Below are 21,378 nucleotides of genomic sequence, written 5' to 3'. Positions count from 1 at the left end.
CGGCGTACACAGATTATCAGCGCCTAACGAAAACGGGCCCCGTCACCAGTGATGACGGGGCCCGCCTGATTCGCTCGTCAAGGCTCAGCGCGAGGCAAATGCCGCACAGAAACCACTGACGTTGTCGACGCCGCAGATGTGATTGACCGAGGTCATCAGCATCTGGCTCGGCGTGGCCTGGAAGTCAACCGACATCATCACGCTCAGGGCGGTGATGGTGACGATGGAGAACACGAACAGCTTGCGTGCCCAGACCTTGTCATCGACGGCCTTGTAACCCGACACCCCCATCCACAACCAGTAGGCGCCGCTGACTGCCGCTACCACGAAGTAGCTGTAGCCCGCGTAACCACTGATGGTCAGCATCAGGGTGGCGACCAGGAACGCGGCGATGTACAGGACGATACTGCGCTTGGCAGCAGGTACGCCCTTGATCACCGGCAACACCGGAATGTTGGCGGCCTGGTAGTCGTTGAAACGAAAGATGGCGATAGCGTACGAGTGGGGCATCTGCCAGAGGCTGAAGATCAGCAGCAGAATCGCTGCCCCCATGTCGAACTCGTTGCTTACAGCGCAATAGCCCACAACAGGCGGAGCGGCGCCCGACAGACTGCCAACCAGGGTTCCATAAACCGAATTGCGCTTGAGGTACAGGCTGTACAGCCCGACGTAGACGACGAAGCCCATGAGGACCAAGGCGACTGCAAGCAGATTCGTGGCTTTATAGAGCAAGGCAACGCCTGCAATCCCGAGGATGCAGGCGTAAACGATGGCATGAGTCGGCGGAACCAGGCCTTTTACCAGCACCCTGTTCTTGGTCCGCTCCATCTTTTCATCGATGTCCATATCGATGTAGTTGTTGAACACGCAACCGGAAGCAATCACCAGAGCGACGCCGAATGCTGTTGCCAGGAACAGCATCAGGTCGATATCCCCCTTCGAAGCCAGGAAGAAACCACCGGCCACGGAAATCATGTTCCCGAAGACGATGCCCGGCTTGGTCAGGAGCAGGTATTGCTTGAACATCAGGCTGCTCTCTTTTAATTGGCCATCATGTAGTAGTGCATGCTCCAGATGATCCAGATGGAGAGCGCTACGACGATGATGGTGATCAGGATGGTGAACACGAAAGCAACCGTGTTCCAACGCTGAGCGGACGAAGTGTTCATGTGCAGGAAGTACACGAGGTGCACATAGATCTGCACGACCGCGAACGCGACGATGGTGAACAGCGTGGCCGCTTTCGACATGACGGGATTCATCACGATCGCGAACGGGATCACGGTGAGGATCACCGACAGCACGAAGCCGACGACGTAATCCTTGGTGCTGCCGTGGCTCGCGCCAGCGGCAGAGTGGTGATCATGAGCCATTACAGAGCCCCCATCAGGTAAACAACGGTAAACACGCAGATCCAGACCACATCGAGGAAGTGCCAGAACAGGCTCAGGCAGCTCAGGCGCGTCTGGGTGACCGGAGTCAGGCCACGGCTGGCGACCTGGTGCATCATCACGGCCATCCACAACAGGCCGGCACTGACGTGCAGACCATGGGTGCCGACCAGCGTGAAGAATGCCGACCAGTAGGCGCTGACCTGTGGCGCGGCGCCTTCATGGATCAGGTGGTGGAACTCGTACAACTCTATCGAGATGAACACCAGGCCGAACAGGAAGGTCGCGGCGAGCCAGGACAACACTTTGCCCTTGTCGCCACGGTACATGGCCAGCATGGCCATGCCGTAGGTGATACTGGAGAACAGCAGGGCGAAGGTTTCGACCAGAACCAGCTTCAGGTCGATCAGATCCTTCGGAGTAGGCCCGCCGGCGTACGCGGTGCTGAGCACCGCGAAGCCTGCAAAGATACTCGCGAACAGGATGCAGTCGGTCATCAGGTAAATCCAGAACCCGAAGACCTTCATTTCACCCGCGTCGTGGTGATGCTCGTGCTCATGATCATCGTCATGAGCGGCGTGGTTGCTCAAAACTTCACTGGACATGGTTTACGCCTGCTTAGCCTTTGCTTGAATGTGTGCATTCTCGATGCGCTCGATCTCATCGGGCTGCACGTAGTAATCGACGTCTGTGTTGTAGCTGTTGCGGATCAGAACGGCGAAAGTACCTACGAAGCTCAATGCAGCCAGCCACCAGATATGCCAGATCAGGGCGAAGCCGAAGGCCAGCGCGCCAATGGACATGATCAAGCCAACGCCGGTGTTCTTCGGCATGTGGATCGGCGAGTACTTGCTAGGCGCAGGCTTGAGGCCGTCACGCTTCTGCTCATGGAACTCGTCGATGCGGTCAGCATGCGGAGTAACGGCGAAGTTGTAGAACGGAGGTGGCGAGGAAGTCGACCACTCCAGGGTACGGGCGTCCCACGGGTCGCCAGTCACGTCGGCCAGTTCCTTGCGCTTGATGATCGACACAGCGAACTGGATCAGGGTGCACAGGATACCGATACCGATCAGCACGGCGCCGAAAACGGCCACGTACAGCCACGGTTCCCACTCGGGGTTGGTGGTGCTGTTCAGGCGACGGGTCATGCCCATGAAGCCCAGTACGTACAGCGGCATGAAGGCGAAGTAGAAGCCGACGATCCAGAACCAGAAGGACGCCTTGCCCCAGCCTTCGTGCAGTTTGAAGCCGAACGCTTTCGGGAACCAGAAGGTGATACCGGCCATATAGCCGAATACCGCACCGCCGATGATCACGTTGTGGAAGTGGGCGATCAGGAACAGGCTGTTGTGCAGCAGGAAGTCAGCACCCGGAACGGCCAGCAGTACGCCGGTCATACCACCGATGGAGAAGGTGATGATGAAGCCCAGGGTCCACAGGATCGGCGAAGTGAACTCCAGACGACCGCGGTACATGGTGAACAGCCAGGTGAAGATCTTCACACCGGTCGGAATGGCGATGATCATCGTCGCGATACCGAAGAAGGCGTTGACACTGGCGCCAGAACCCATGGTGAAGAAGTGGTGCAGCCATACCACGAACGACAGCACGGTGATCGCCACGGTAGCCCAGACCATCGAGGCGTAACCGAACAGACGCTTGCGTGCGAACACTGCAGTGACTTCGGAGAACACACCGAAAGCCGGCAGGATCAGGATGTACACCTCAGGGTGGCCCCAGGCCCACAGGAGGTTGACGTACATCATCGGGTTGCCACCTGCTTCGTTAGTGAAGAAGTGGAAATCCAGGTAACGGTCCAGAGTCAGCATGCCGAGTACGGCAGTCAGGATCGGGAACGCGCCGCAGATGATCACGCTGGTGCACAGGATGGTCCAGGTGAAGATCGGCATTTTCATCAGAGTCATGCCAGGGGCACGCATCTTGATGATGGTCACGAAGAAGTTGACACCGGTGAGCAGCGTACCGATACCGGATATCTGCAGCGCCCATATGTAGTAGTCGACCCCGACCCCCGGACTGTACTCGATCCCCGACAATGGCGGATACGCGACCCAGCCGGTCATGGCGAACTCACCCACGAACAGGGAGATGTTGGTCAGCAGCACGCCAACCACGAACAGCCAGAAGCTCAGCGAGTTCAGGAACGGGAAGGCAACGTCGCGCGCACCGATTTGCAGCGGCGTGACGATGTTCATCAGACCGACCACCAGTGGCATGGCCACGAAGAAGATCATGATCGTACCGTGAGCGGTGAAGATCTGATCATAGTGGTGCGGTGGCAGATAGCCTTCGGAGCCACCCGTGGCGATCGCCAGCTGGGTACGCATCATGATCGCGTCAGCGAAGCCACGCAGCAGCATGACCAGGGCGACGAGAATGTACATCACGCCGATTTTCTTGTGGTCGACCGAAGTCAGCCACTCGTGCCACAGGTAGCCCCACTTCTTGAAGTAGGTCAGGGCACCGACCAGCCCGAGACCACCCAGAACCACCGCAATCATGGTGACTACAAGGATGGGCTCGTGCAGGGGTATTGCATCTAGTGTCAGCTTTCCGAACATCGTTTATTCCTCCGCACCTGAAGCGTGCGCGGCTTCGCTCACAGGGTTGCTCTTGTAATCGATGTACTGGCCGAGGATCTGCCGGAACAGACCTGGCTGAGCATTGAAGTACTCGACTGGGTTGTTTTCACTCGGTTTGGCGAGCATCTGATAGCTGCCGTTGAAGTCCAGAGTGTTGGGCGACTGCTTGGCCTTGGCGACCCACTGGTCGAACTCTTCCTGGCTGGTCGCATGGGTCTGGAACTTCATGCCGGAGAAACCGTGACCGCTGTAGTTACCGGACAGGCCGAAGAACTCGCCCTCTTCGTTGGCGATCAGGTGCAGTTGGGTGCGCATACCGCCCATGGCGTAGACCATGCCGCCGAGCTGCGGGATAAAGAAGGTGTTCATCACGGTCTGCGAAGTGATCTGGAAGCTGATCGGCGTGTTGGCCGGGATGTACAGCTCATTGACCGAAGCGACACCTTGCTCCGGGTAGATGAACAGCCATTTCCAGTCCAGCGAAACCACTTCAACGGTCAGCGGCTTGTTCTCGTGCTCGAGGGGCTTGTAGGGGTCGAGCGAGTGGGTGGTTTTCCAGGTGATCACCGCCAGCACGATGATGATCACGCAAGGGACGCCCCAGACGATGGCCTCGATCTTGTGCGAGTGAGCCCACTCAGGCGCGTAGGTCGCGTCCTTGTTCGAGGAGCGATAGCGCCAGGCGAACAGAATGGTCATGAAAATGACGGGTACCACCACGATCAGCATCAGCAGAGTGGCGGTAATGATCAGGTTGCGCTGCTCAATGCCGATTTGGCCTTTCGAATCGAAAAGAACCCAGTCGCAGCCACTCAGGGAGACGGCCACGACAATCGTCAGAAGCGTGCGGAACAAGCGGTGGTACTTCTCTTCTCTCATTTCACGACCTTCAGCAAAGTGATATCCCACATAGCGTTCTGTTCAGCCTGACGACGCCCAATACAGCAGGGCATGCCAGGAAAACGATGCGCCGAGGCACCGAAATCGTTTCAGCTTCGAAACTACTAAACGGAGGGGGCGACATTTTCGGTTACGCGGCCAAAAAAACCAACCGCATAACGACGATGGGCCTACAAATAGTCGGGGTGTACTAGCCGCCCCGCCCTGCCCCGACCCTGCCAACCCAGCCGCAATCCAGCAGCTGGCAACAGCTCGCTCAACTCGCAAAGCCCCACATGATCACCGCTACAGCCAGAGAGCGAGAGATCGCCCAGAGGCCGAGCGCGAATTACCGGGAGCGTTGCGATATATAATAGTGGCTCATATCGGCGCATTTGCGCGTCAATATGTCGCACAGCAGTAACCCCAAAAAAACCATGGGTTACTGCGATGAATCAAGAACCCTCTTTCGCCTGCCAGTCGCAGTAGCACCCCACCGCCATGGTATTGGCCGCCGAGACGCTGCGGTTGGCCGACAGCGCGTCGAGAATCGGCTCGACGAAACTGTTCGATGAGTTGCACACCAGCCCCTCGCTGTAAGGGCCGGCATAGGCCAGGTTGCCCTTCTGATCCCAGATGGCGATGGCCGGGCTGGCCGGAATCGATTCCATGCCTTCGATGGATTCCAGAGGCGTCAGCTTGCCGCGCAGAAACGGCAGCATCTCACCTTTGCTGCCCGGCTTCTGCACGCTGTAGAACTCGACGCCGGAAAACCGGTACAGGCCGATAAGGTAATTGAGGTGAGCGTCGGTTTCCTTGTGGCAGGGGCATTGCGGGTCCCAGAAGTGCACCACACGAATCTTGCCCGGCCCAGCCAACTCATCGGGCAGCTTGAGGCCGCCGCCCTGGAAGAACACCGCCTGCTGCTCCTGATCACCAAAAGGCCGCAGGTACGACACCCCGAAGCGGCTCCACGCCCAGGCCGCCATGGCCACGACGATGATCAGCGCCACCAGACACAGGCTCAACAAGAAGCGCTTGGACGGTGCGGCCTGCTCCTGACTCATCGCTCGGAATCCTGCCCGTACTTGATGCGGAACTGCTTTTCCATTTCCTTGCAGCTGTCGGTGGCAAAAGCACGGGAGGTGGGCGTGGCCGACGGGTCGTTGGCCTTGACCCAGCAGGCCTGAATGGCACGCTGTTCGTTGGCCTGCACGTCAGCCGTCTGCTCACGGGTGATGGCATAGATGATGATGCCGAACACCAGCACGATAAAACCCAGGCCCAGCAGGGTCAGCCACAGACAACCACCGCGCTTGCCGCTGTCCAACTGCTCGGGGGATCGATTAAGTGCCTTGTCGTCGCTCATGTTCTAGCCCTGCCTGAGAGGGTGCGCAACATAGCATTTTTGCCCATCCCGAGGCAGAGGCCAAAAAGCACATATAAAAAATATGGGAATAGCCCTCCACTGCCTTTACAGCCCGCCAGACCCACGGGTGCAGGTTTTCTGGCGCTAGTGGCAGCCCGGCTTTAGTCAAGTCTCGACATACCCCGTTACGAGGCGTTGCCGCTTGTCCGTGAGCACCGCTATGCGCCTCCAGCCGGGGCATGGGACCGCGACACGGCGTTCTATGAACAGGCTGTATACATGGAGGCGGCGAATTTCTGGTCAAACCTATTGCGGTGATCTTCACTCATACCTGTGAGGGCTGAATTGAATGGCAATTGCCGCACAATCCAGGCTGATCAGCTCTCGGAGATCTCATGCCGGCGCGATGCTGGAGCCAGAGGAGAAGAGTCATGATCAATCACATTTGGGGGTTGCTGTCCAATCCGGGCCGCGAGTGGCGCAACATCGACCGGGAAAAGGAAAGCATCACCAACCTTTATGCACGACACGTTCTGCTGATGGCACTCATCCCCGTCGTCAGCGCTTTCATCGGTACCACCCAGATCGGCTGGCAACTGGGCGGTGATGCGTACCAGGTGGCGGTACCGACCGCGGCAGTGCTGGGCATCGTGTTCTACATCCTGATGCTGATCGGCGTGGCGATCATGGGTAACGTCATCCACTGGATGTCCGACTCCTTCGCCAGCCGCCCGAGCCGTAGCCGCTGCATCATCTTCGCCGGCTATGTGGCAACGCCACTGTTCATCGCCGGCATCGCCTTGCTATATCCGAAAGCCTGGCTACTGCTGATTGTTGGCATCATCGCCTTGGCGTACAGCGCACGTCTGCTCTACGTGGGCATGCCGGCGTTCCTGCGCATCCCGGTCAACGAAGGCCTGACCATTTCTGGCGGCACCCTGGCCATCGGCGTGCTGGTACTGGAACTGCTGTTGGCCCTGACCGTGGCGCTGTGGGGCCTGGGCTTCAATGACTATGCGGTGAGCTGGTCACTGTTCCGATAACCCACTGCTCCATAGAAAAACCCGCCATTGGCGGGTTTTCTATTTATGCACGTACATCATAGGAACCATCGGTACTCGCGGGCATTGATATGCTCCATGAACGCCAGATGATCCTGGCGCTTGTTCTCGCAGTAGACCATCACGAACTCCTCGCCCAGCCCGGCATTTACTGCTGGGTGATGACGCATCTGCGCCACCGCGCCAAGCATGTCCATGGGAAAGTCGATACCGCTCTGACGATTCTTGTTCAGCGGCGCGATGGGTTCGGCGCGCTGCTCCAGGCCGTGTTCCATGGCCGAAAGGATGGCAGCCAGCACCAGATACGGGTTGGCATCGGCCCCGGCCAGGCGGTGTTCGATGCGCAGGTTGCGGGCGTCGGAGTCGGGAATCCGCACACAGGCATCGCGATCCTCGTAACCCCAGCTGGCACGACTGGCTGCGTTCACCCGCGAGCCGTAGCGGCGATAGGCGTTGTGGTGCGGCGCGAAAATCGGCATGCAGTGCGGCAGCCAGTCCAGGCAACCGGCCACGGCGTGGCGCAGCGGCTGGCCATCATCCGGCGCCAGCAGGTTATCGCCTTGCCCGTCATAGAGACTCACGTGCACGTGCATACCGCTGCCCGGAGCATCCAGGTAAGGCTTGCTCATGAAGCTCGCCCGATGACCATGCTTGAGCGCCACGCCGCGGGTCAGACGGGTGAACAATGCCGCCCAGTCGGCCGCCTGCAGGCCATCCTCGCAATGGCCGAAATTGATCTCGAACTGCCCGGGGCCGATCTCTGCGGTGATTACGTTGGCGTCGATGCCCTGCTCATTGGCCACCTCGACGATCTCGTGCAGCACCGGGGAGAACCGCGACAGACGCTCGATATGCAAGTTGGGCTGGTCGTCCTCGTCGCCGCACAACGGATCGCGGGGGAATTGCGGCAAACCGTCCTTCAGCGCCCGGTCGAACAGATAGAACTCCAGCTCGAAAGCCACCACCGGATGAATGCCCTTGGCCGCCAGGCGCGCCAACACGCGGGCCAGCACTTCCCGAGGCTCGAACTCGATGGGCGATTCGGTGCCGTCCGAGCTGATCAGCATCTGCCCCAGTGGCTGCTGCTCCCACCGCACGGATTTCAGCGTGCCGGGAATCAGCCGCCGCGTGGCGTCCGGGTCACCGTCATTGAAGCAATAGTCACCGATCTCGTGCAGGCCGCCCTGGGCACCCAGCAGTACGCAGTTCTGCGGCAGCTTGAGCAGGCTGCCAGCGGCGACCTTCTCCAGCATGTCGATGGGGTAGCGCTTGCCGTAGAAATGCCCGGGGATGTCCAGACAGATCAGATCGACATAACGCACGTCGGGGTGAGCGGCGCGAAAGGCGCGGACTTCGTCGGACAGGCTGGTGAAGGTCATGTGTGATTTCCCGTGTCCGCCTAGCGGAACACCCAGAGTACCCGTGCGGGCTGGTCGGTAAGGTTGGCGTAGCGAAACTGGCTGTGCGGCGGTAGCTGAAAGCTGTCATTGGGGCCGAGGGTGACCGGCTCGGGCTGGTCATCTAGCCAGATACTCAGTTGGCCTTCGAGCACGAAGCCGCCCTGCTCCGAGCTGTCGTTCAGGTGCCCCTCTCCACTGGTGGCGCCAGGCGCCAGGTGGCTTTCCAGCATGGAAAAGCCGGCTGACATGCTTGGCGAGGCCAGCACATCGGTGATGCCACCAGCGTAATAAAGCGTGCGCCGCTCGCCTGGACGGGTGACCCAGGGCAGCTCGCGGGGTTTGTCGAGGCTGTAGAAATAGGTGGTTGGCACGCCCAAGGTTTCGCTGATGGCGGTCAGGTCCGCCACGGTCGGCTTCGACAGGCCACGCTCAACCTGGGACAGAAAGCCCACCGAGCGGCCAATACGCGCGGCCAGTTCGCCGAGCGTAAGGTTCTTGTGCTTGCGCAGGTCGCGGATCAGGATCGCGAGGCCTTCGATTTCTTCCTGCATGTCCATGCCGGTCGAGCCCTTCATAAAAAGTCACGCAGCCGATACCAGGCCTTGCCCGCGGCCTCCAACGGCGCCGCCAGCCAGGTGCCGCCGGGAAAATGTGGGTTGCCGATGCGCTGGTAGAGCGCCAGCAACTGTTCATCGCCGGCAATCGCATCGGTCACCGCCCGTGCCGCAGCCAGGGTCGGCAAAACGCCGTGGCCGGAAAAGCCCTGCAGCCAGTAGCGCTGGCCGGTGCGCCCGACATCCGGGGTGCGCTTCATGGTGACATCGATATGCCCGCCCCAGCCATACTCAATGGCCACGCCCCTGAGCTGGGGAAATACGCGCTCCAGATAGGGGCGGGTCGCCGCGGGCACATCTTTCGGCAAGCCGCCGAGATAGGTGCAGCCACCGCCGAACAGCAGGCGATTGTCCGGGGTCAGGCGGAAATAGTCAGGCACGAACTGGTTGTCGATCACGCAGCTGTTCTGCGGCAGCAGCGAACGCGCCAGCTGCGGGTCAAGCACCGCGGTGGCCACCTGATAGGAGCCCACGGGCAAGACACGCTGTGAAAGCGGTCTATCCAGCTCATCAAGGTAGGCGTTACAGGCCAGTACCAACACGTCGGCGCGCACCTCGCCCTGGAGCGTGCGCACCCGGTAGCCGTCCGGCAGGGCTTCGTAAGCCAAGGCGCGGGTTTGCTCGAAGATACGACCGCCGGCCTGCTCGATGGCTGCGGCCAGGCCCTGGGCGAGCTTGAGCGGGTTAAGGTGGGCGCCGCGTGCATCATGCAGGGCCGCAACGTAACGCGGGCTGTCGACCCACTCGCGCAGCTCGGTACCTTCGATCAGCCGCAGGTCGTAGTAGCCCCACTTGTGCTGCGCCTCACGAAGCTGACCGACGCGACGCGGCAGCACCGCTGTCCACAGGCTGCCAAGGCGGTAGTCCACCTCGAAGCCGTGGCGGGCCGGCAGCTCGCGTAGCTCCTGTGCGGCCCAGCACATGCTGTCCCATAGCTGGCGGGCGCCATCGAGGCCAAGGGCCTTTTCCAGCGGGGGCATATCGCACGACCAGCCGAGCAGCGCCTGTCCGCCATTGCGCCCCGAAGCAGCCCAGGCCACCCGGCTGGCTTCCAGCACCACCACTCGCTTGCCGTCCAGAGCCAGGCGCAAGGCGCAATGCAGGCCGCTGAAACCGGCGCCGACAATCACCACATCGCAATTCAGGCTCTCTTCCAACGGAGCACGCTCGGCAATGACACCCGGGAAGGTGCCGGCATAGTAAGTGCCGATGTGATGAGTGGATTGGTGGAACATGGCATGAAATTATCGAATAGATATTTCATGAAAAAATACACGATTAATTTCACATCACCAAGCAACATCCTCTACCAGCAGGCGAACGGTTCGCCGACAGGCGGGTCGAAGCACGACAATCATCACAGCACCGACGGCTCCCTGGCTCTCCGCAGCCATGCAGCGCAGGCCGTCCCTTGCCCTGGAGCCCACGTATGAACCGACTGTCCGCCTTGACCACGCCATTGCTACTCGCCAGCTTGCTAGCCCTGCTCGCCGGTTGCGCCAACCGCGACGAAACCCAGGCGCCTGCAAACCAGGGCGCGACCAGCAGCACTTCGCCGCAGCAGCAGGCCGCCGAGGGCGACTTCCAGCGCCTGACCGAACTGGCCCAACGCGGCGACCTGGACAGCCAATTCAAACTCGGCAGCTTCTATTTCGTCGGCAAGCCGCAGAAGGATCTCAAGCAGGCCGAATACTGGTGGAAGCGGGCCGCCGACCGCGGCCATGCCGAGGCGGCCGTCAGCCTGGCCTATCTCTACACCGGCCGCGACAACCCGGAGTTCCGCAACCCGCCCGCCATGCTCAAGTACCTGAACCAGTCCGCCAGCAGCGGCAACCCAATGGCCCAACATATTCTCGGCAACCTTTACCTACGCGGCATCGATGGCGTACAGCGTGACCCCAACCAGGCGCGCCGCCTGTTCCAGAGCGCCTGCAAACAGAACTTCGCCGCCAGCTGCAAGGCGCTGGACAGCAAGCCCGGCGCCTGAGCCTCGTTATCAGTACAAGGATGTGATTGAAAGATGAGCCGCGACGAAATCAGCAAATTCCTCAGCTACGTGCTGCGTCATGAACCCCAGGCCATTGGATAACCAAGGCTGGGCCGACATCGACGCGCTGATCGAAGGCGCTGCACGCAGCGGTCGCCAACTCGACCTCGCAACCATCCATGACGTAGTTGCCAGCAGCGACAAGAAGCGTTTCAGCCTATCGGCCGATGGTCGCAGGATCCGCGCTGCGCAAGGTCATTCGACCGCTCAGGTGCAGCTCCAGCACGTACGGAAACAGCCACCCGAGCGCCTCTACCACGGCACCGCCAGCCGTTTTCTGGAGTCCATCGAAAGCCAGGGCCTGGTCGCCGGGGCGCGCCATCATGTGCATCTGTCCCAGGATGTGCCAACCGCCCTGCAGGTCGGCCAACGCTACGGCAGCCCGGTGATTCTCGAAGTCGACGCGCTACGCATGCACGCGCAAGGCTTCGAATTCTTCCAGGCCGACAATGGCGTGTGGCTGACGCAAGCCGTGCCCGCCGAGTTTCTCAAGCGGGCCTGATTCGCTCAGGCCAGCGCTTGCAGGGCCTCATCCAGGGCCTTGATCAACAGATCGGCATGGTTTTGCTCGAACGCCAACAACGGCCGGATCTTCAGGATGTTCTCCAGCGGCCCGGCCGCGCTGATCAGCACGCCGCGCTCGCGCATGCCGTTGACCACCCGCTTGGCCTGCTCGGCCGCCGGCGCCTTGCTGGTGCGGTCGCTGACCAGCTCGACGCCGATGAACATCCCCGCCCCGCGCACATCGCCGATCAGTTCGTGGCGCTGGGCCAGCTGGCGGATGCCGTTCAGCAGGTAGTCGCCGATCTGCGCCGAGCGTTGCTGTAAGCCTTCGTCGCGGATCACGTCGAGCACGGCCTGGCCGGCGGCGCAGGACACCGGGTTGCCGCCAAAAGTGTTGAAGTAGCGCATGCTGCGACCAAAGGGCTCGAGCACCTCGGGGCGCACCACCACGCCGGCGATGGGCTGGCCGTTGCCCATGGGTTTGCCGAGGCTGACCAGATCCGGCTGCACGCCGTGGCGCTGGAAGCCCCACATATGCGAGCCGGTGCGAGCGAAGCCACTTTGCACTTCATCGGCGATGTACAGCAGCCCCTCTGCCTGGGCGACCGCAACCGCTTCGGCGATACAGCCTTCGGGCCCTGCGAAGATGCCATCGCTGGCGAAGATGCCGTCGATCAGCAGCGCAGCCGGCTTGATGCCGTGGGCGCGCAGATCGGCGATGGCGGCACGCACGTCTTGGGCGAACAGCTTGCCCGCCTCGGGCCCGAGGCGATAGACATCCGGAGCGCGCACGGTACGGGCATGGCCGGGAAGTTGGATGCTGGCGCCGAGCGATGGCGACAGCGCGGAAATATCGCCGGTCACCCCGTGGTAGGCGAAACGGGTGATGATCACTCCGGTACCGCCGGTGTAGTGGCGGGCGATACGCAACGCCAGGTCATTGGCCTCGCTGCCCGTGCAGGTGAACATCACCTGCTCGAGCCCGGCCGGGAAGGTCGCCAGCAATTGCTCGGCATAATCGAGAATGCCTTCCTGCAGGTATCGGGTGTGGGTATTGAGCACCGCTGCCTGCTCGGCAATCGCCTGCACCACCCGCGGGTGACAATGGCCTATGGAGGCCACGTTGTTGTAGGCGTCCAGGTAACGCCGCCCCGCGGCGTCGTAAAGCCATACGCCCTCGCCGCGCACGGTGTGCAGCGGACGCTCGTAGAACAATCGATAGGCCGGTCCGAGCAGCCGCTCGCGGCGCTCGATGAGGCTGCGCTCCTTTTCAGTCAGCCGTTCGGCATCCGCCGCGCTGAACCCGTTGATCATGCTCATGGCTGCAAGGCTCCCCGGCAGGCTTGATGGATTCGTTGGCGCACCCGCGCCGGTTCGATGGCCGCCAACCAGCGCAGGCTGGCGCTGGCCTGGGGCACGTTGCGCAGGATGTAGTCGCGATTTTCCGGGTGCAGGCTGGCGCGCCAGGCGGTGATGGCGATGGTCATCACCAGCCGCATGGCGATCAACTCACCGAGAATATCCAGCTCGTCTTCCTGCAATGGGTTGCCACGATGATAGGCGGCCACGAAGTCCAGCGCTGGCGCCAGCACGTCCCCCCCGCGGCCCAGTTGATAGGCCGCCGCCACGCCAACCTCGTTGATCAACGGCGCCTCGACCATATCGCCGAAATCGAGAATGTTCAGCACACGCTCCGGCTGCTGCCGGTCGACGATGACATTGTGAGGGTTGAGATCGTTGTGGATTACCTGACGGCGCAACGTCGGATAACGCGGCAACGCCCGCATCTCGAAGGCGTCCAGCGCCTCGCATACCAGCGCGCGCAACGGCTGGTCATCGATATGCGCCAGCAGTGGCCGCAGCCGGGCGGCTTGCTGCATGTCCCAAAGCAGCTCGTGCCCCCCTGCCGGATGTCGGAAGTCGGCCAGCGCCCTGTCGAGCCGCGCCATGGCGTCGCCCAGGTTCTGGCGCAACAAGACGCTGCACACGCTGACCTGATGCAGAGGCAGGCCTTCGACGAACGACAGCAGACGCACCAGCATGGTCTGGCCATCGATATCGACGGCGGCCTGGTAGCGACCGTCACGCGCGGCATACACACGCTGCACCGGCAGCTCGGGATCGGCGCGCTGGATCTGCAGCAGCGCCTGGTTCTGGAAATCCACCACCTGCGGATTTTCCAGCGGATGGGAAATCTTCAGCAGATAGGACGTACCGTCCGCACAGGCGAGCTGGAAATTCAGGTCGCGTTCACCGGCCAACGGGCGAACGCTGCCCAGCACGCCGAAGCTTTCGCTGGCGATGATACCGGCGCGCACCGCGCTGACCTGCGCCGGCTGCGTCTGCAGTAAGGGGTCATGCACAACCTGGGTATTCAGCGACACATCGATACACTCCGCCAGGATCTGGCCATCGTTAAATTCATGTACTGCCTGTTGTCACAAGGGCAGCCCCAAGGAGTGATCCGGCCATGCCCGTAATCAGCGGCCATGGCCCGCTGTCACTCCTGGGGCCTGTTACCTTTTTTATTTGCTGGCCCAGGCGTTGAAACGCTGCTCCAGGTCTTCGCCATGGTCGATCCAGAACTCGATATCCATGGCGCGGGCGTTCTTGAGATTCTGCGGCGCCGTCGGCAGGCTGCCCTGTATGGCCGGGTCGATCAGCGCCATGGTGTGGGTGTTGGTCGGACCGTAGGGAATACCTTCGGCATAGACCTTCTGCAACTGCGGCGTAGTGGCCATGGCGATGAATTTCTCGGCCAGCTCTTTGTTCTTGCTGCCCTTGACGATGGCCCAGTGATCGAGGTCGTAAAGGCTGCCATTCCATTGCATGACGAAGTCGCGGCCTTCCTTCTGCGCGGTGGTCACGCGGCCGTTGTAGGCTGAGGTCATCACCACGTCACCGGCGGCCAGCCATTGCAGCGGCTGCGCGCCGGCTTCCCACCACTGGATGTTGGGCTTGAGCTGATCGAGCTTGCGGAACGCCCGCTCGACGCCTTCTTCGGTGCCCAGCACCTTGTAAAGATCGGCTTGCGCCACGCCGTCGGCAAGCAGGGCGAACTCCAGGGTGAACTTGGCGCCGCGGCGCAGGCCGCGCTTTCCCGGGAATTTCTGCACATCCCAGAAATCCGCCCAGCCCGCGGGGGCACCCTTGAGCTTGCTGCTGTCGTAGGTCAGCACCGTCGACCAGATGAAGATCCCGGCGCCGCAATCGCTCACCGCTTCGGGAATGAAATCCTCACGCTTGCCGATCTTCGCCCAGTCCAGCGGCTCGAACAGCCCTTCACTGCAACCACGGATCAGTTCCGGGGTCTCCACTTCAACGACGTCCCAGGAAACCTGCCCGGTGTCGGCCATGACCTTGATCTTGGCCATCTCGCCGTTGTACGCGGACGCTTCGATGCGCACCTTCTCGCGCGCCTCGAAGGGTTTGTAGAACGCGGTTTCCTGAACCACCTTGTTGGAAACCACGGCGAGTTTGTCAGCCGCTTGCAACGTGGCGGCGCTGCAGGTGAAGGCGATCAGTAGTGCGGTTTTCTTGAACATTGAGGGTTGCTCCTGGCAGAGCCGGGGCTCTGGTTGGGTAAGGGCAGCTTCAAGGAAGAAACACCGGTGCTTTACCGACAAGAACCACTGGCACGGCGCTGAAGAGCTGAGCAGATCTACCAGGCCATCTATTTGTTGTTATTGGCGTACACGGCAACATCATTAAAGCACTCATAAAAATATGATGCATCATATTTTTCATTGAGAGATGATCTGCTCAGCTACAGTGCTTGCGCACGCCCACTCCTGCGGAGATATGCCATGAGCGATCAGAAAACCCTGCTGCTGACCGGCGCCAGCCGCGGCATCGGCCATGCGACGGTCAAACACTTCAACGCGGCGGGCTGGCGCATCTTCACCGCCTCGCGTCATGACTGGGTCAGCGAATGCCCCTGGGCCGAGGGCAAGCTCAACCATATTCACCTGGACCTCGAGGACATCAAGCACTTGCAGGAGAGCCTGCCGCTGATCCGCGAGAAGCTCGGCGGGCGGCTGGATGCACTGGTCAACAACGCCGGCGTGTCGCCCAAAGGCAGCAAGGGCGAGCGCCTGGGCGTGCTGGGCAGTGACTACGCCATCTGGACCCAGGTGTTCAACGTGAACCTGTTCTCCACCGCCCTGCTCGCCCGCGGGCTGTTCGAGGAACTGAAGGCGGCCCAGGGCAGTATCATCAACGTCACCTCCATCGCCGGGTCACGGGTGCATCCTTTCGCCGGTTCCGCCTACGCCGCCTCCAAGGCGGGGCTGGCGGCACTGACCCGCGAGATGGCCCACGAATTCGGCTGCCACGGGGTGCGCGTCAACGCCATCGCGCCGGGCGAAATCGATACCTCGATCCTTTCGTCAGGTACCGAGCAGATCGTCGAGCGCGACATTCCCATGCATCGCCTGGGCAAACCCGAGGAAGTCGCCTCGCTGGTGTATTTTCTCTGCACGTCCGGGGCGACTTACGTCAATGGCGCAGAAATTCACGTCAACGGTGGCCAGCACGTGTGAGGCGCCGCACGGTAGAATCACCTGGCCTGCGCCCTGGAAGTCACCACCATGAAATACCCCATCGACGGTCTCAGCCACACCTACTTGGGTAGTGGCGTTTATGCCTTGCTGCGCGAGGCCTTGATCACCGGCCGTTTCCAGCCGGACGACCGCCTACGCATCCGCGACCTGGCCGAGCAGTTGGGTACCAGCGTCACGCCGGTACGCGATGCGATCCTGCAACTGGCAAAGGAAAAGGCGCTGATCCTGAAGACCCCGCGCGACATCCGCGTGCCGGTACTGAGCCAGGCGCAATACGCAGAAATCCGCAACATCCGCCTGGCGCTCGAAGGCCTGGCCGCCGAAACCGCAGCCGCCAAGGTGAGCGCTGAACAGTTGCAGATGCTCGAGCGCAATATCCGCGACAACCTGAAAGCCGTGCACGACGGCGACCTGATCGCGGCACTGAAGCTCAATCAGGCGTTCCACTTCGCCCTGGCCGAAATCTCCGATATGCCACTGCTGCGCGATGTGCTCGACAGCCTGTGGATGCGCACCGGCCCGTTGATCGCCCTGGCCTATGGCGACTTCAACGAACGCATAGCGATCGAGCATCACTGGGAGGTTTTCCATGCCCTGCAGAACGGTGATGGCGAGGCGGCACGCCAGGCTATCTGCACCGACATCCTCGATGGCAACCAGCTGATGACGGCGTTCATTGCAAAGCGTGAGGCCACGGTGGCCTAGAGAACCGGTGCGCTTGTGGCGCACCGGGTGTTGCTCGAGGGTAGAAACCGCGTTCGGGCTTGTGGCCCGGCGCGTATAAGCGGCATCGCTTGCGCGGCTCGCCTATTCGGTTCGAACATGCTCACGATCTGCTGCGCGTCGGCCCTGCGGCGTTAAAAACAGGCTCGGAATGCTCATGTACACCAGCACAGTCGGCCGCGACCCCGGCCGCTTCCTCGCCTGTTTTTGCGGGGCCGCCTAGGCCTTGCAGGGCTCTAGCTCGCTAGATCGTGAACATGTTCTCAGAGCGGGGTGATCAGCTCACCGCGCGTGATAAAGGCATCGAGATTATCGAACACCAGGTTCTCCATGGCCAGACGGGTTTCCTCGGTGGCGCTGCCCACGTGGGGCAACAGCACGACATTGGACATGTCGAACAGCGCCTCGGGCACCCTCGGCTCATCCTCGAACACGTCCAGCCCGGCACCACCGAGCGTGCCAGCCTGCAGCGCGGCGACCAGCGCCTGCTCATCCACCACGGTGCCGCGGGCGATATTCACTAGGATGCCATCGGCGCCCAATGCCGCCAGGATATCGGCGTTGATCAGGTGATGGGTAGCCGCGCCGCCCGGGCACGCCAGCACCAGGAAGTCGGCCCAGGAGGCCAGCGCCTTGAGGTCGGCTTCGAAGCGGTAGCCGCTATCGGGATCCTCGTGGCGTTTGTGGTAGCGGATCTGCATGTCGAAACCGGCGGCGCGCTTGGCGATGTCCTTGCCGATGCGCCCGAAGCCGACGATGCCCAGTTTCTTGCCACTGACCTTGCGGGTCAGCGGGTACTGGCCGTTGAGCCATTTGCCCTGGCGCACGTGACGGTCGCAGGCGGCGAACTGCCGTGCCGTGTCGATCACCAGGCCAATGGCGGTATCGGCTACGCACTCGTTGAGTACGTCCGGGGTGGTGCTGATAACGATGCCGCGCGCCTTGGCGTCATCGACAGCGATCGAATCGTAGCCTACACCGAAGCTGCAGATGGCCTTGAGGTTGGGCATCTGCGCCAGCTGCTGGGCCGAGCAACCGTAACGCGCCGAGGTGACCACGATATCGATATCGGCACCACGCTCGGCCAGCACGTTTGGCTGCTCCCAGAGACGAATCAGTTGATAGTCGCGCTGCAGACGCTCGTTGAAACGTGCCGGAAAACGACCGACCTGAAGCACATTGGGACGACTCATGCAGCTCTCCTGTGAGGTTCAGTGAAGGAGGGATCATACCTGCCACCGCCGACGCAGGTGCGCGGCAGTGGCAAATGCCTGTATGGTTATCGATCAGGTGACCGGGGCGGGATTGAACAGCACCAGATCGTTATGCAAGCGATGCTTTTCCGCCCAGGTCTGCTGCTTCCCGCTGGCGACATCAAGGTAGAGCTGGAAGATGTGCCAGCCCATTTCCTCGAGGCTCATACGCCCAGAGGTGATCTGCCCGGCGTCAACGTCGATCAGGTCCGGCCAGCGCTCGGCCAGCTGCGTGCGGGTGGCCACCTTGATCACCGGCACCATGGACAGGCCATAGGGCGTGCCACGGCCAGTGGTGAAGATGTGCAAGTTCATGCCGGCGGCCAGCTGCAGCGTGCCGCAGATGAAGTCGCTGGCTGGCGTGGCGCAGAACCACAGGCCCTTGCCGCGAATCCGCTCGCCTGGCGAGACCACGCCGGCAATCGGGCTGTTGCCGGACTTGGCGATGGAGCCCATGGCCTTCTCGACGATGTTGTTCAGACCGCCCTTCTTGTTGCCCGGCGTGGTGTTGGCGCTGCGGTCGGCCATGCCGCGCTGCAAGTAGCGGTCGTACCAGTCCATTTCGCGGATCAGTGCGTCGGCGACTTCGACGCTGGCGGCGCGCGGGGTCAGCAGGTGAATGCCGTCACGCACTTCGGTGTTCTCGGAGAACATCACGGTAGCGCCGGCACGGACCAGCAGGTCGGCGGCCACCCCCAACGCCGGGTTGGCGGTGATGCCGGAAAAGGCGTCACTGCCGCCGCACTGCATGCCGACCACCAGCTCGGAAGCCGGCACGGTTTCGCGGCGACGCTGGTCGAGCACTTTCAGGCGGTCTTCGATCATGCCCATGATCTGCTCGATCATGCCGGCGAAACCGGTGCCTGAATCCTGCAGGCGGAACAGCCATTGTTCCTCATCCTGGCCACAGGTCAGGGCATCACCGTCCATCAACTGGTTGGCCTGCAGCTTCTCGCAGCCCAGGCTAATCAACAGCGCCTGGCCGCCGAGGTTGGGGTTGCGGCTGATGTTGTAGAGGGTGCGGATCGGCACCACGGCGTCCGGCGCGTTGATCGCGACGCCGCAGCCGTAGCTGTGCGACAGCGGCACCACGTCGTCGACGTTCGGATATTTGGGCAGGATTTCCTTACGGACACGCTCGACACAGTGATCGAGCACGCCAACGACGCACTGCACGGTGGTGGTCACGCCGAGAATGTTGCGGGTGCCGACGGTGCCGTCCGGGTTGCGGAAGCCTTCGAAGGTGTAGCCTTCCAGCGGCTCGGGCGCCGGCGCCTTGATGGTCGCCTTGGGCAGGTTGTCCAGTACCGGCGGCTCGGGCATGCGCAATACCTGCTCGGTGACCCAGCTGCCGGCGGCGATGGGCTTGAGCGCGTAGCCGATCACTTCACCATAGCGCACCACAGTGCCGCCTTCGGGAATCGCCGCCAGCGATACCTTGTGGCTCTGCGGGATACCTTCCTGCGCCTGCAGACCGTCGGCGAACTGACCGCCCGCGGCGACACCCTGCTCATTGACCACCACACCGACGTTGTCGTCGGCGTGCAGGCGGATATAACGGGGCGAGTCCTGATGCTGAATAAGGGTCATGGGCCAATCCTTTTATTGTTGTAGCGGCCTGCCGACAAGCCGAGCCTTGATAAGTCGGCTGCACTGCTTGCTCTAACAGGTCGTCGTAGTCGGGCCACTGGTGTCAATCGAGGGCTGTATCAGTCAGGTCACGAAGACACAGCGCGCCAGTGATCGTGGCCTGACTCTACTATGATTGCGCAATCATTCAAGCGCTTTATGCAGTCGTCATCAGTTGTCCGATGTCAGCGAAATTCCCTTTAGGTTGTCTGACGGTCGATCAGGGTGAAACCAGTATCGATACGCACAGGCTCGCGCTTCTCGTCGTTGCGCAAACGCTGCAGCAAGGCATTGGCGGTCAGCTCGCCCATTCGCCCGCCATCCACATTCACCGTGGACAGCGCCGGGTACAGATGGGCTGCGCTGGAGAGGTCACCAAACCCCATCACGGCCAGCTGCCCGGGGATTTCGAGGCCGCGGCTGGCGGCCTCGGCAAGAATGCCCTGGGCTACCGTATCGGAACTGCAGATGATGACCTGGGGCGCGTAGCCGTCGGCCAATAGCCGGCGCAGCCCTTCCCTGCCGCTCTGCACAGTGGCGGGCGCAGCGAGCACCATCATCGGCACCCATTCAATGCCCAGCGCTTGCAGCTGGGTCGCCACACTGCCGCTGCGCTTGAGGGCACGCGAGTCGTCGACCGACACGATGGCGAAGCGCCGATAGCCTTTGCCGTAGAGGTGGTTGGCAATCGCCTGGCCGACCTGCTCATGGGAAAAGCCCACCTGCATGTCGATGGGCGACGCGCCGAGGTCCCAGGCCTCGACCACCGGAATGCCCGCCGCCTGCAGGCGCAGCCGGCTTTCTTCGGTGTGCAGCGTACCGGTCAGCACGATACCGTCCGGGCGCCGGCCAAGCACCGCGCCGAGCAGGCGCTCCTCCTGTTCGGCGGAATAACCGGTGAGGCCGATCATGGTCTGGTAGCCCGCCGCCGTGAGGTGATCCATCAACGACTGCACCGTATCGGCGAAGATCGAGTGAGCGATGGTCGGCACGAAAATGGCGATCAAACGGCTCCTGTTGGACGCCAGGCCGCCGGCCAGCATGTTCGGCACATAGCCAGTCACCCGCACCGCTTCGAGCACTTTCTTGCGGGCAGCCTCACTAACCACCTCGGGCCGGTGCAAGGCGCGGGATACGGTGATCGGCGAGACGCCCGCCACCTTGGCCACGTCGATCAGCGTCACACTCGCGCCCTTGCCCGCCGCAGAACCAGCCGAGGATACGCGCGAGGATTTCTTTGCCATGCCAGGGCCGCCGGTTGGATAAGGGATAGCGCATCTTAACCAGCTGCTCAGTTGGCAACCACAGTCGCCACAGACCGAGCGGCCAGACGGGAAGAACCG

20 protein-coding genes and 1 pseudogene are annotated in these 21,378 nt (G+C 61.8%); 5 read left to right on the top strand and 16 right to left on the bottom strand.

The window, feature by feature from the left end; genetic code table 11:
• Positions 1-84: 84 nt before the first annotated feature.
• From cyoE to PVA39_RS18645, 7 genes are all read right to left on the bottom strand, one after another.
• Positions 85-1,029 carry a heme o synthase gene (gene cyoE, locus PVA39_RS18675; protein ID WP_208604546.1) on the bottom strand — a complete coding sequence of 315 codons (945 nt, stop codon included), beginning with the start codon at positions 1,027-1,029 and terminating at the stop codon, positions 85-87.
• 11 nt (positions 1,030-1,040) lie between these two features.
• Positions 1,041-1,373 carry a cytochrome o ubiquinol oxidase subunit IV gene (locus PVA39_RS18670; RefSeq protein WP_013790124.1) on the bottom strand — a complete coding sequence of 111 codons (333 nt, stop codon included), beginning with the start codon at positions 1,371-1,373 and terminating at the stop codon, positions 1,041-1,043.
• Positions 1,373-1,996 carry a cytochrome o ubiquinol oxidase subunit III gene (gene cyoC, locus PVA39_RS18665; RefSeq protein WP_093505804.1) on the bottom strand — a complete coding sequence of 208 codons (624 nt, stop codon included), beginning with the start codon at positions 1,994-1,996 and terminating at the stop codon, positions 1,373-1,375. The genes PVA39_RS18670 and cyoC overlap by 1 nt, the downstream gene beginning before the upstream one ends.
• A gap of 3 nt (positions 1,997-1,999) precedes the next feature.
• A complete protein-coding gene (cyoB, locus tag PVA39_RS18660) occupies positions 2,000-3,973 on the bottom strand; it encodes a cytochrome o ubiquinol oxidase subunit I (RefSeq protein ID WP_093505802.1) in 1,974 nt (657 codons plus the stop codon).
• A 3-nt stretch (positions 3,974-3,976) separates the two neighbouring features.
• Positions 3,977-4,873, bottom strand: a complete 897-nt coding sequence (gene cyoA / locus PVA39_RS18655; RefSeq protein ID WP_093505800.1) for a ubiquinol oxidase subunit II — start codon at positions 4,871-4,873, stop codon at positions 3,977-3,979.
• Between the two features lie 455 nt (positions 4,874-5,328).
• Positions 5,329-5,940, bottom strand: a complete 612-nt coding sequence (locus PVA39_RS18650; protein WP_274125301.1) for a DUF6436 domain-containing protein — start codon at positions 5,938-5,940, stop codon at positions 5,329-5,331.
• Complete coding sequence (locus PVA39_RS18645) at positions 5,937-6,242, bottom strand: hypothetical protein (RefSeq protein WP_093505796.1); 306 nt, start codon at positions 6,240-6,242, stop codon at positions 5,937-5,939. Before PVA39_RS18645 ends, PVA39_RS18650 begins: the two co-directional genes overlap by 4 nt.
• Positions 6,243-6,673: 431 nt before the next feature.
• Between PVA39_RS18645 and PVA39_RS18640 the strand changes: the two genes are divergently transcribed.
• On the top strand, positions 6,674-7,285 hold the full coding sequence (locus tag PVA39_RS18640; protein ID WP_274125300.1) for a Yip1 family protein: 612 nt from the start codon (positions 6,674-6,676) through the stop codon (positions 7,283-7,285).
• A 56-nt stretch (positions 7,286-7,341) separates the two neighbouring features.
• On the opposite strand, the gene PVA39_RS18635 is transcribed toward PVA39_RS18640, so the two are convergent.
• The 3 genes from PVA39_RS18635 to PVA39_RS18625 are packed head-to-tail and all read right to left on the bottom strand — an operon-like array spanning position 7,342 to position 10,552.
• Positions 7,342-8,682, bottom strand: coding sequence for a glutamine synthetase family protein (locus PVA39_RS18635; RefSeq protein ID WP_274125299.1), 1,341 nt, complete (start codon positions 8,680-8,682; stop codon positions 7,342-7,344).
• A 20-nt stretch (positions 8,683-8,702) separates the two neighbouring features.
• Complete coding sequence (locus PVA39_RS18630) at positions 8,703-9,260, bottom strand: helix-turn-helix domain-containing protein (protein ID WP_274125352.1); 558 nt, start codon at positions 9,258-9,260, stop codon at positions 8,703-8,705.
• A gap of 14 nt (positions 9,261-9,274) precedes the next feature.
• Positions 9,275-10,552, bottom strand: a complete 1,278-nt coding sequence (locus PVA39_RS18625; RefSeq protein ID WP_274125298.1) for an NAD(P)/FAD-dependent oxidoreductase — start codon at positions 10,550-10,552, stop codon at positions 9,275-9,277.
• 194 nt (positions 10,553-10,746) lie between these two features.
• Between PVA39_RS18625 and PVA39_RS18620 the strand changes: the two genes are divergently transcribed.
• Positions 10,747-11,304 carry a tetratricopeptide repeat protein gene (locus tag PVA39_RS18620; protein WP_274125297.1) on the top strand — a complete coding sequence of 186 codons (558 nt, stop codon included), beginning with the start codon at positions 10,747-10,749 and terminating at the stop codon, positions 11,302-11,304.
• A 33-nt stretch (positions 11,305-11,337) separates the two neighbouring features.
• Positions 11,338-11,866: pseudogene (locus PVA39_RS18615) on the top strand (RNA 2'-phosphotransferase).
• 5 nt (positions 11,867-11,871) lie between these two features.
• On the opposite strand, the gene PVA39_RS18610 reads toward PVA39_RS18615, so the two are convergent.
• The 3 genes from PVA39_RS18610 to PVA39_RS18600 form a co-directional block, all read right to left on the bottom strand.
• Entirely contained in the window at positions 11,872-13,188 is a 1,317-nt protein-coding gene (locus PVA39_RS18610) for an aspartate aminotransferase family protein (RefSeq protein WP_274125296.1), read from the bottom strand.
• Positions 13,185-14,252, bottom strand: coding sequence for a phosphotransferase (locus tag PVA39_RS18605; RefSeq protein ID WP_274125295.1), 1,068 nt, complete (start codon positions 14,250-14,252; stop codon positions 13,185-13,187). The genes PVA39_RS18610 and PVA39_RS18605 overlap by 4 nt, the downstream gene beginning before the upstream one ends.
• A 141-nt stretch (positions 14,253-14,393) precedes the next feature.
• Positions 14,394-15,413, bottom strand: a complete 1,020-nt coding sequence (locus PVA39_RS18600; RefSeq protein WP_274125294.1) for an ABC transporter substrate-binding protein — start codon at positions 15,411-15,413, stop codon at positions 14,394-14,396.
• Between the two features lie 261 nt (positions 15,414-15,674).
• On the opposite strand from PVA39_RS18600, the gene PVA39_RS18595 reads away from it, so the two are divergent.
• Entirely contained in the window at positions 15,675-16,409 is a 735-nt protein-coding gene (locus PVA39_RS18595) for an SDR family NAD(P)-dependent oxidoreductase (RefSeq protein WP_274125293.1), read from the top strand.
• A 48-nt stretch (positions 16,410-16,457) separates the two neighbouring features.
• The gene (locus tag PVA39_RS18590; protein ID WP_274125292.1) at positions 16,458-17,135 is read left to right on the top strand and encodes a GntR family transcriptional regulator; all 678 of its coding nucleotides are present in this window, start codon (positions 16,458-16,460) and stop codon (positions 17,133-17,135) included.
• A 281-nt stretch (positions 17,136-17,416) separates the two neighbouring features.
• On the opposite strand, the gene PVA39_RS18585 is transcribed toward PVA39_RS18590, so the two are convergent.
• The 3 genes from PVA39_RS18585 to PVA39_RS18575 all read right to left on the bottom strand — a co-directional run bounded on the left by PVA39_RS18585 (position 17,417) and on the right by PVA39_RS18575 (position 21,279).
• The gene (locus PVA39_RS18585; RefSeq protein ID WP_274125291.1) at positions 17,417-18,346 is read right to left on the bottom strand and encodes a 2-hydroxyacid dehydrogenase; all 930 of its coding nucleotides are present in this window, start codon (positions 18,344-18,346) and stop codon (positions 17,417-17,419) included.
• 93 nt (positions 18,347-18,439) lie between these two features.
• A complete protein-coding gene (gene garD, locus PVA39_RS18580) occupies positions 18,440-19,996 on the bottom strand; it encodes a galactarate dehydratase (RefSeq protein WP_274125290.1) in 1,557 nt (518 codons plus the stop codon).
• A gap of 239 nt (positions 19,997-20,235) precedes the next feature.
• Positions 20,236-21,279 carry a LacI family DNA-binding transcriptional regulator gene (locus tag PVA39_RS18575; RefSeq protein ID WP_274125289.1) on the bottom strand — a complete coding sequence of 348 codons (1,044 nt, stop codon included), beginning with the start codon at positions 21,277-21,279 and terminating at the stop codon, positions 20,236-20,238.
• Positions 21,280-21,378: the final 99 nt, after the last annotated feature.

It is taken from the genome of Pseudomonas sp. CNPSo 3701 (assembly GCF_028674975.1).
Taxonomy (GTDB): Bacteria; Pseudomonadota; Gammaproteobacteria; order Pseudomonadales; family Pseudomonadaceae; genus Aquipseudomonas; species Aquipseudomonas straminea.
Note: the sequence above shows the minus strand (reverse complement) of the source record. Positions and strands in the feature narration are given on the sequence as shown.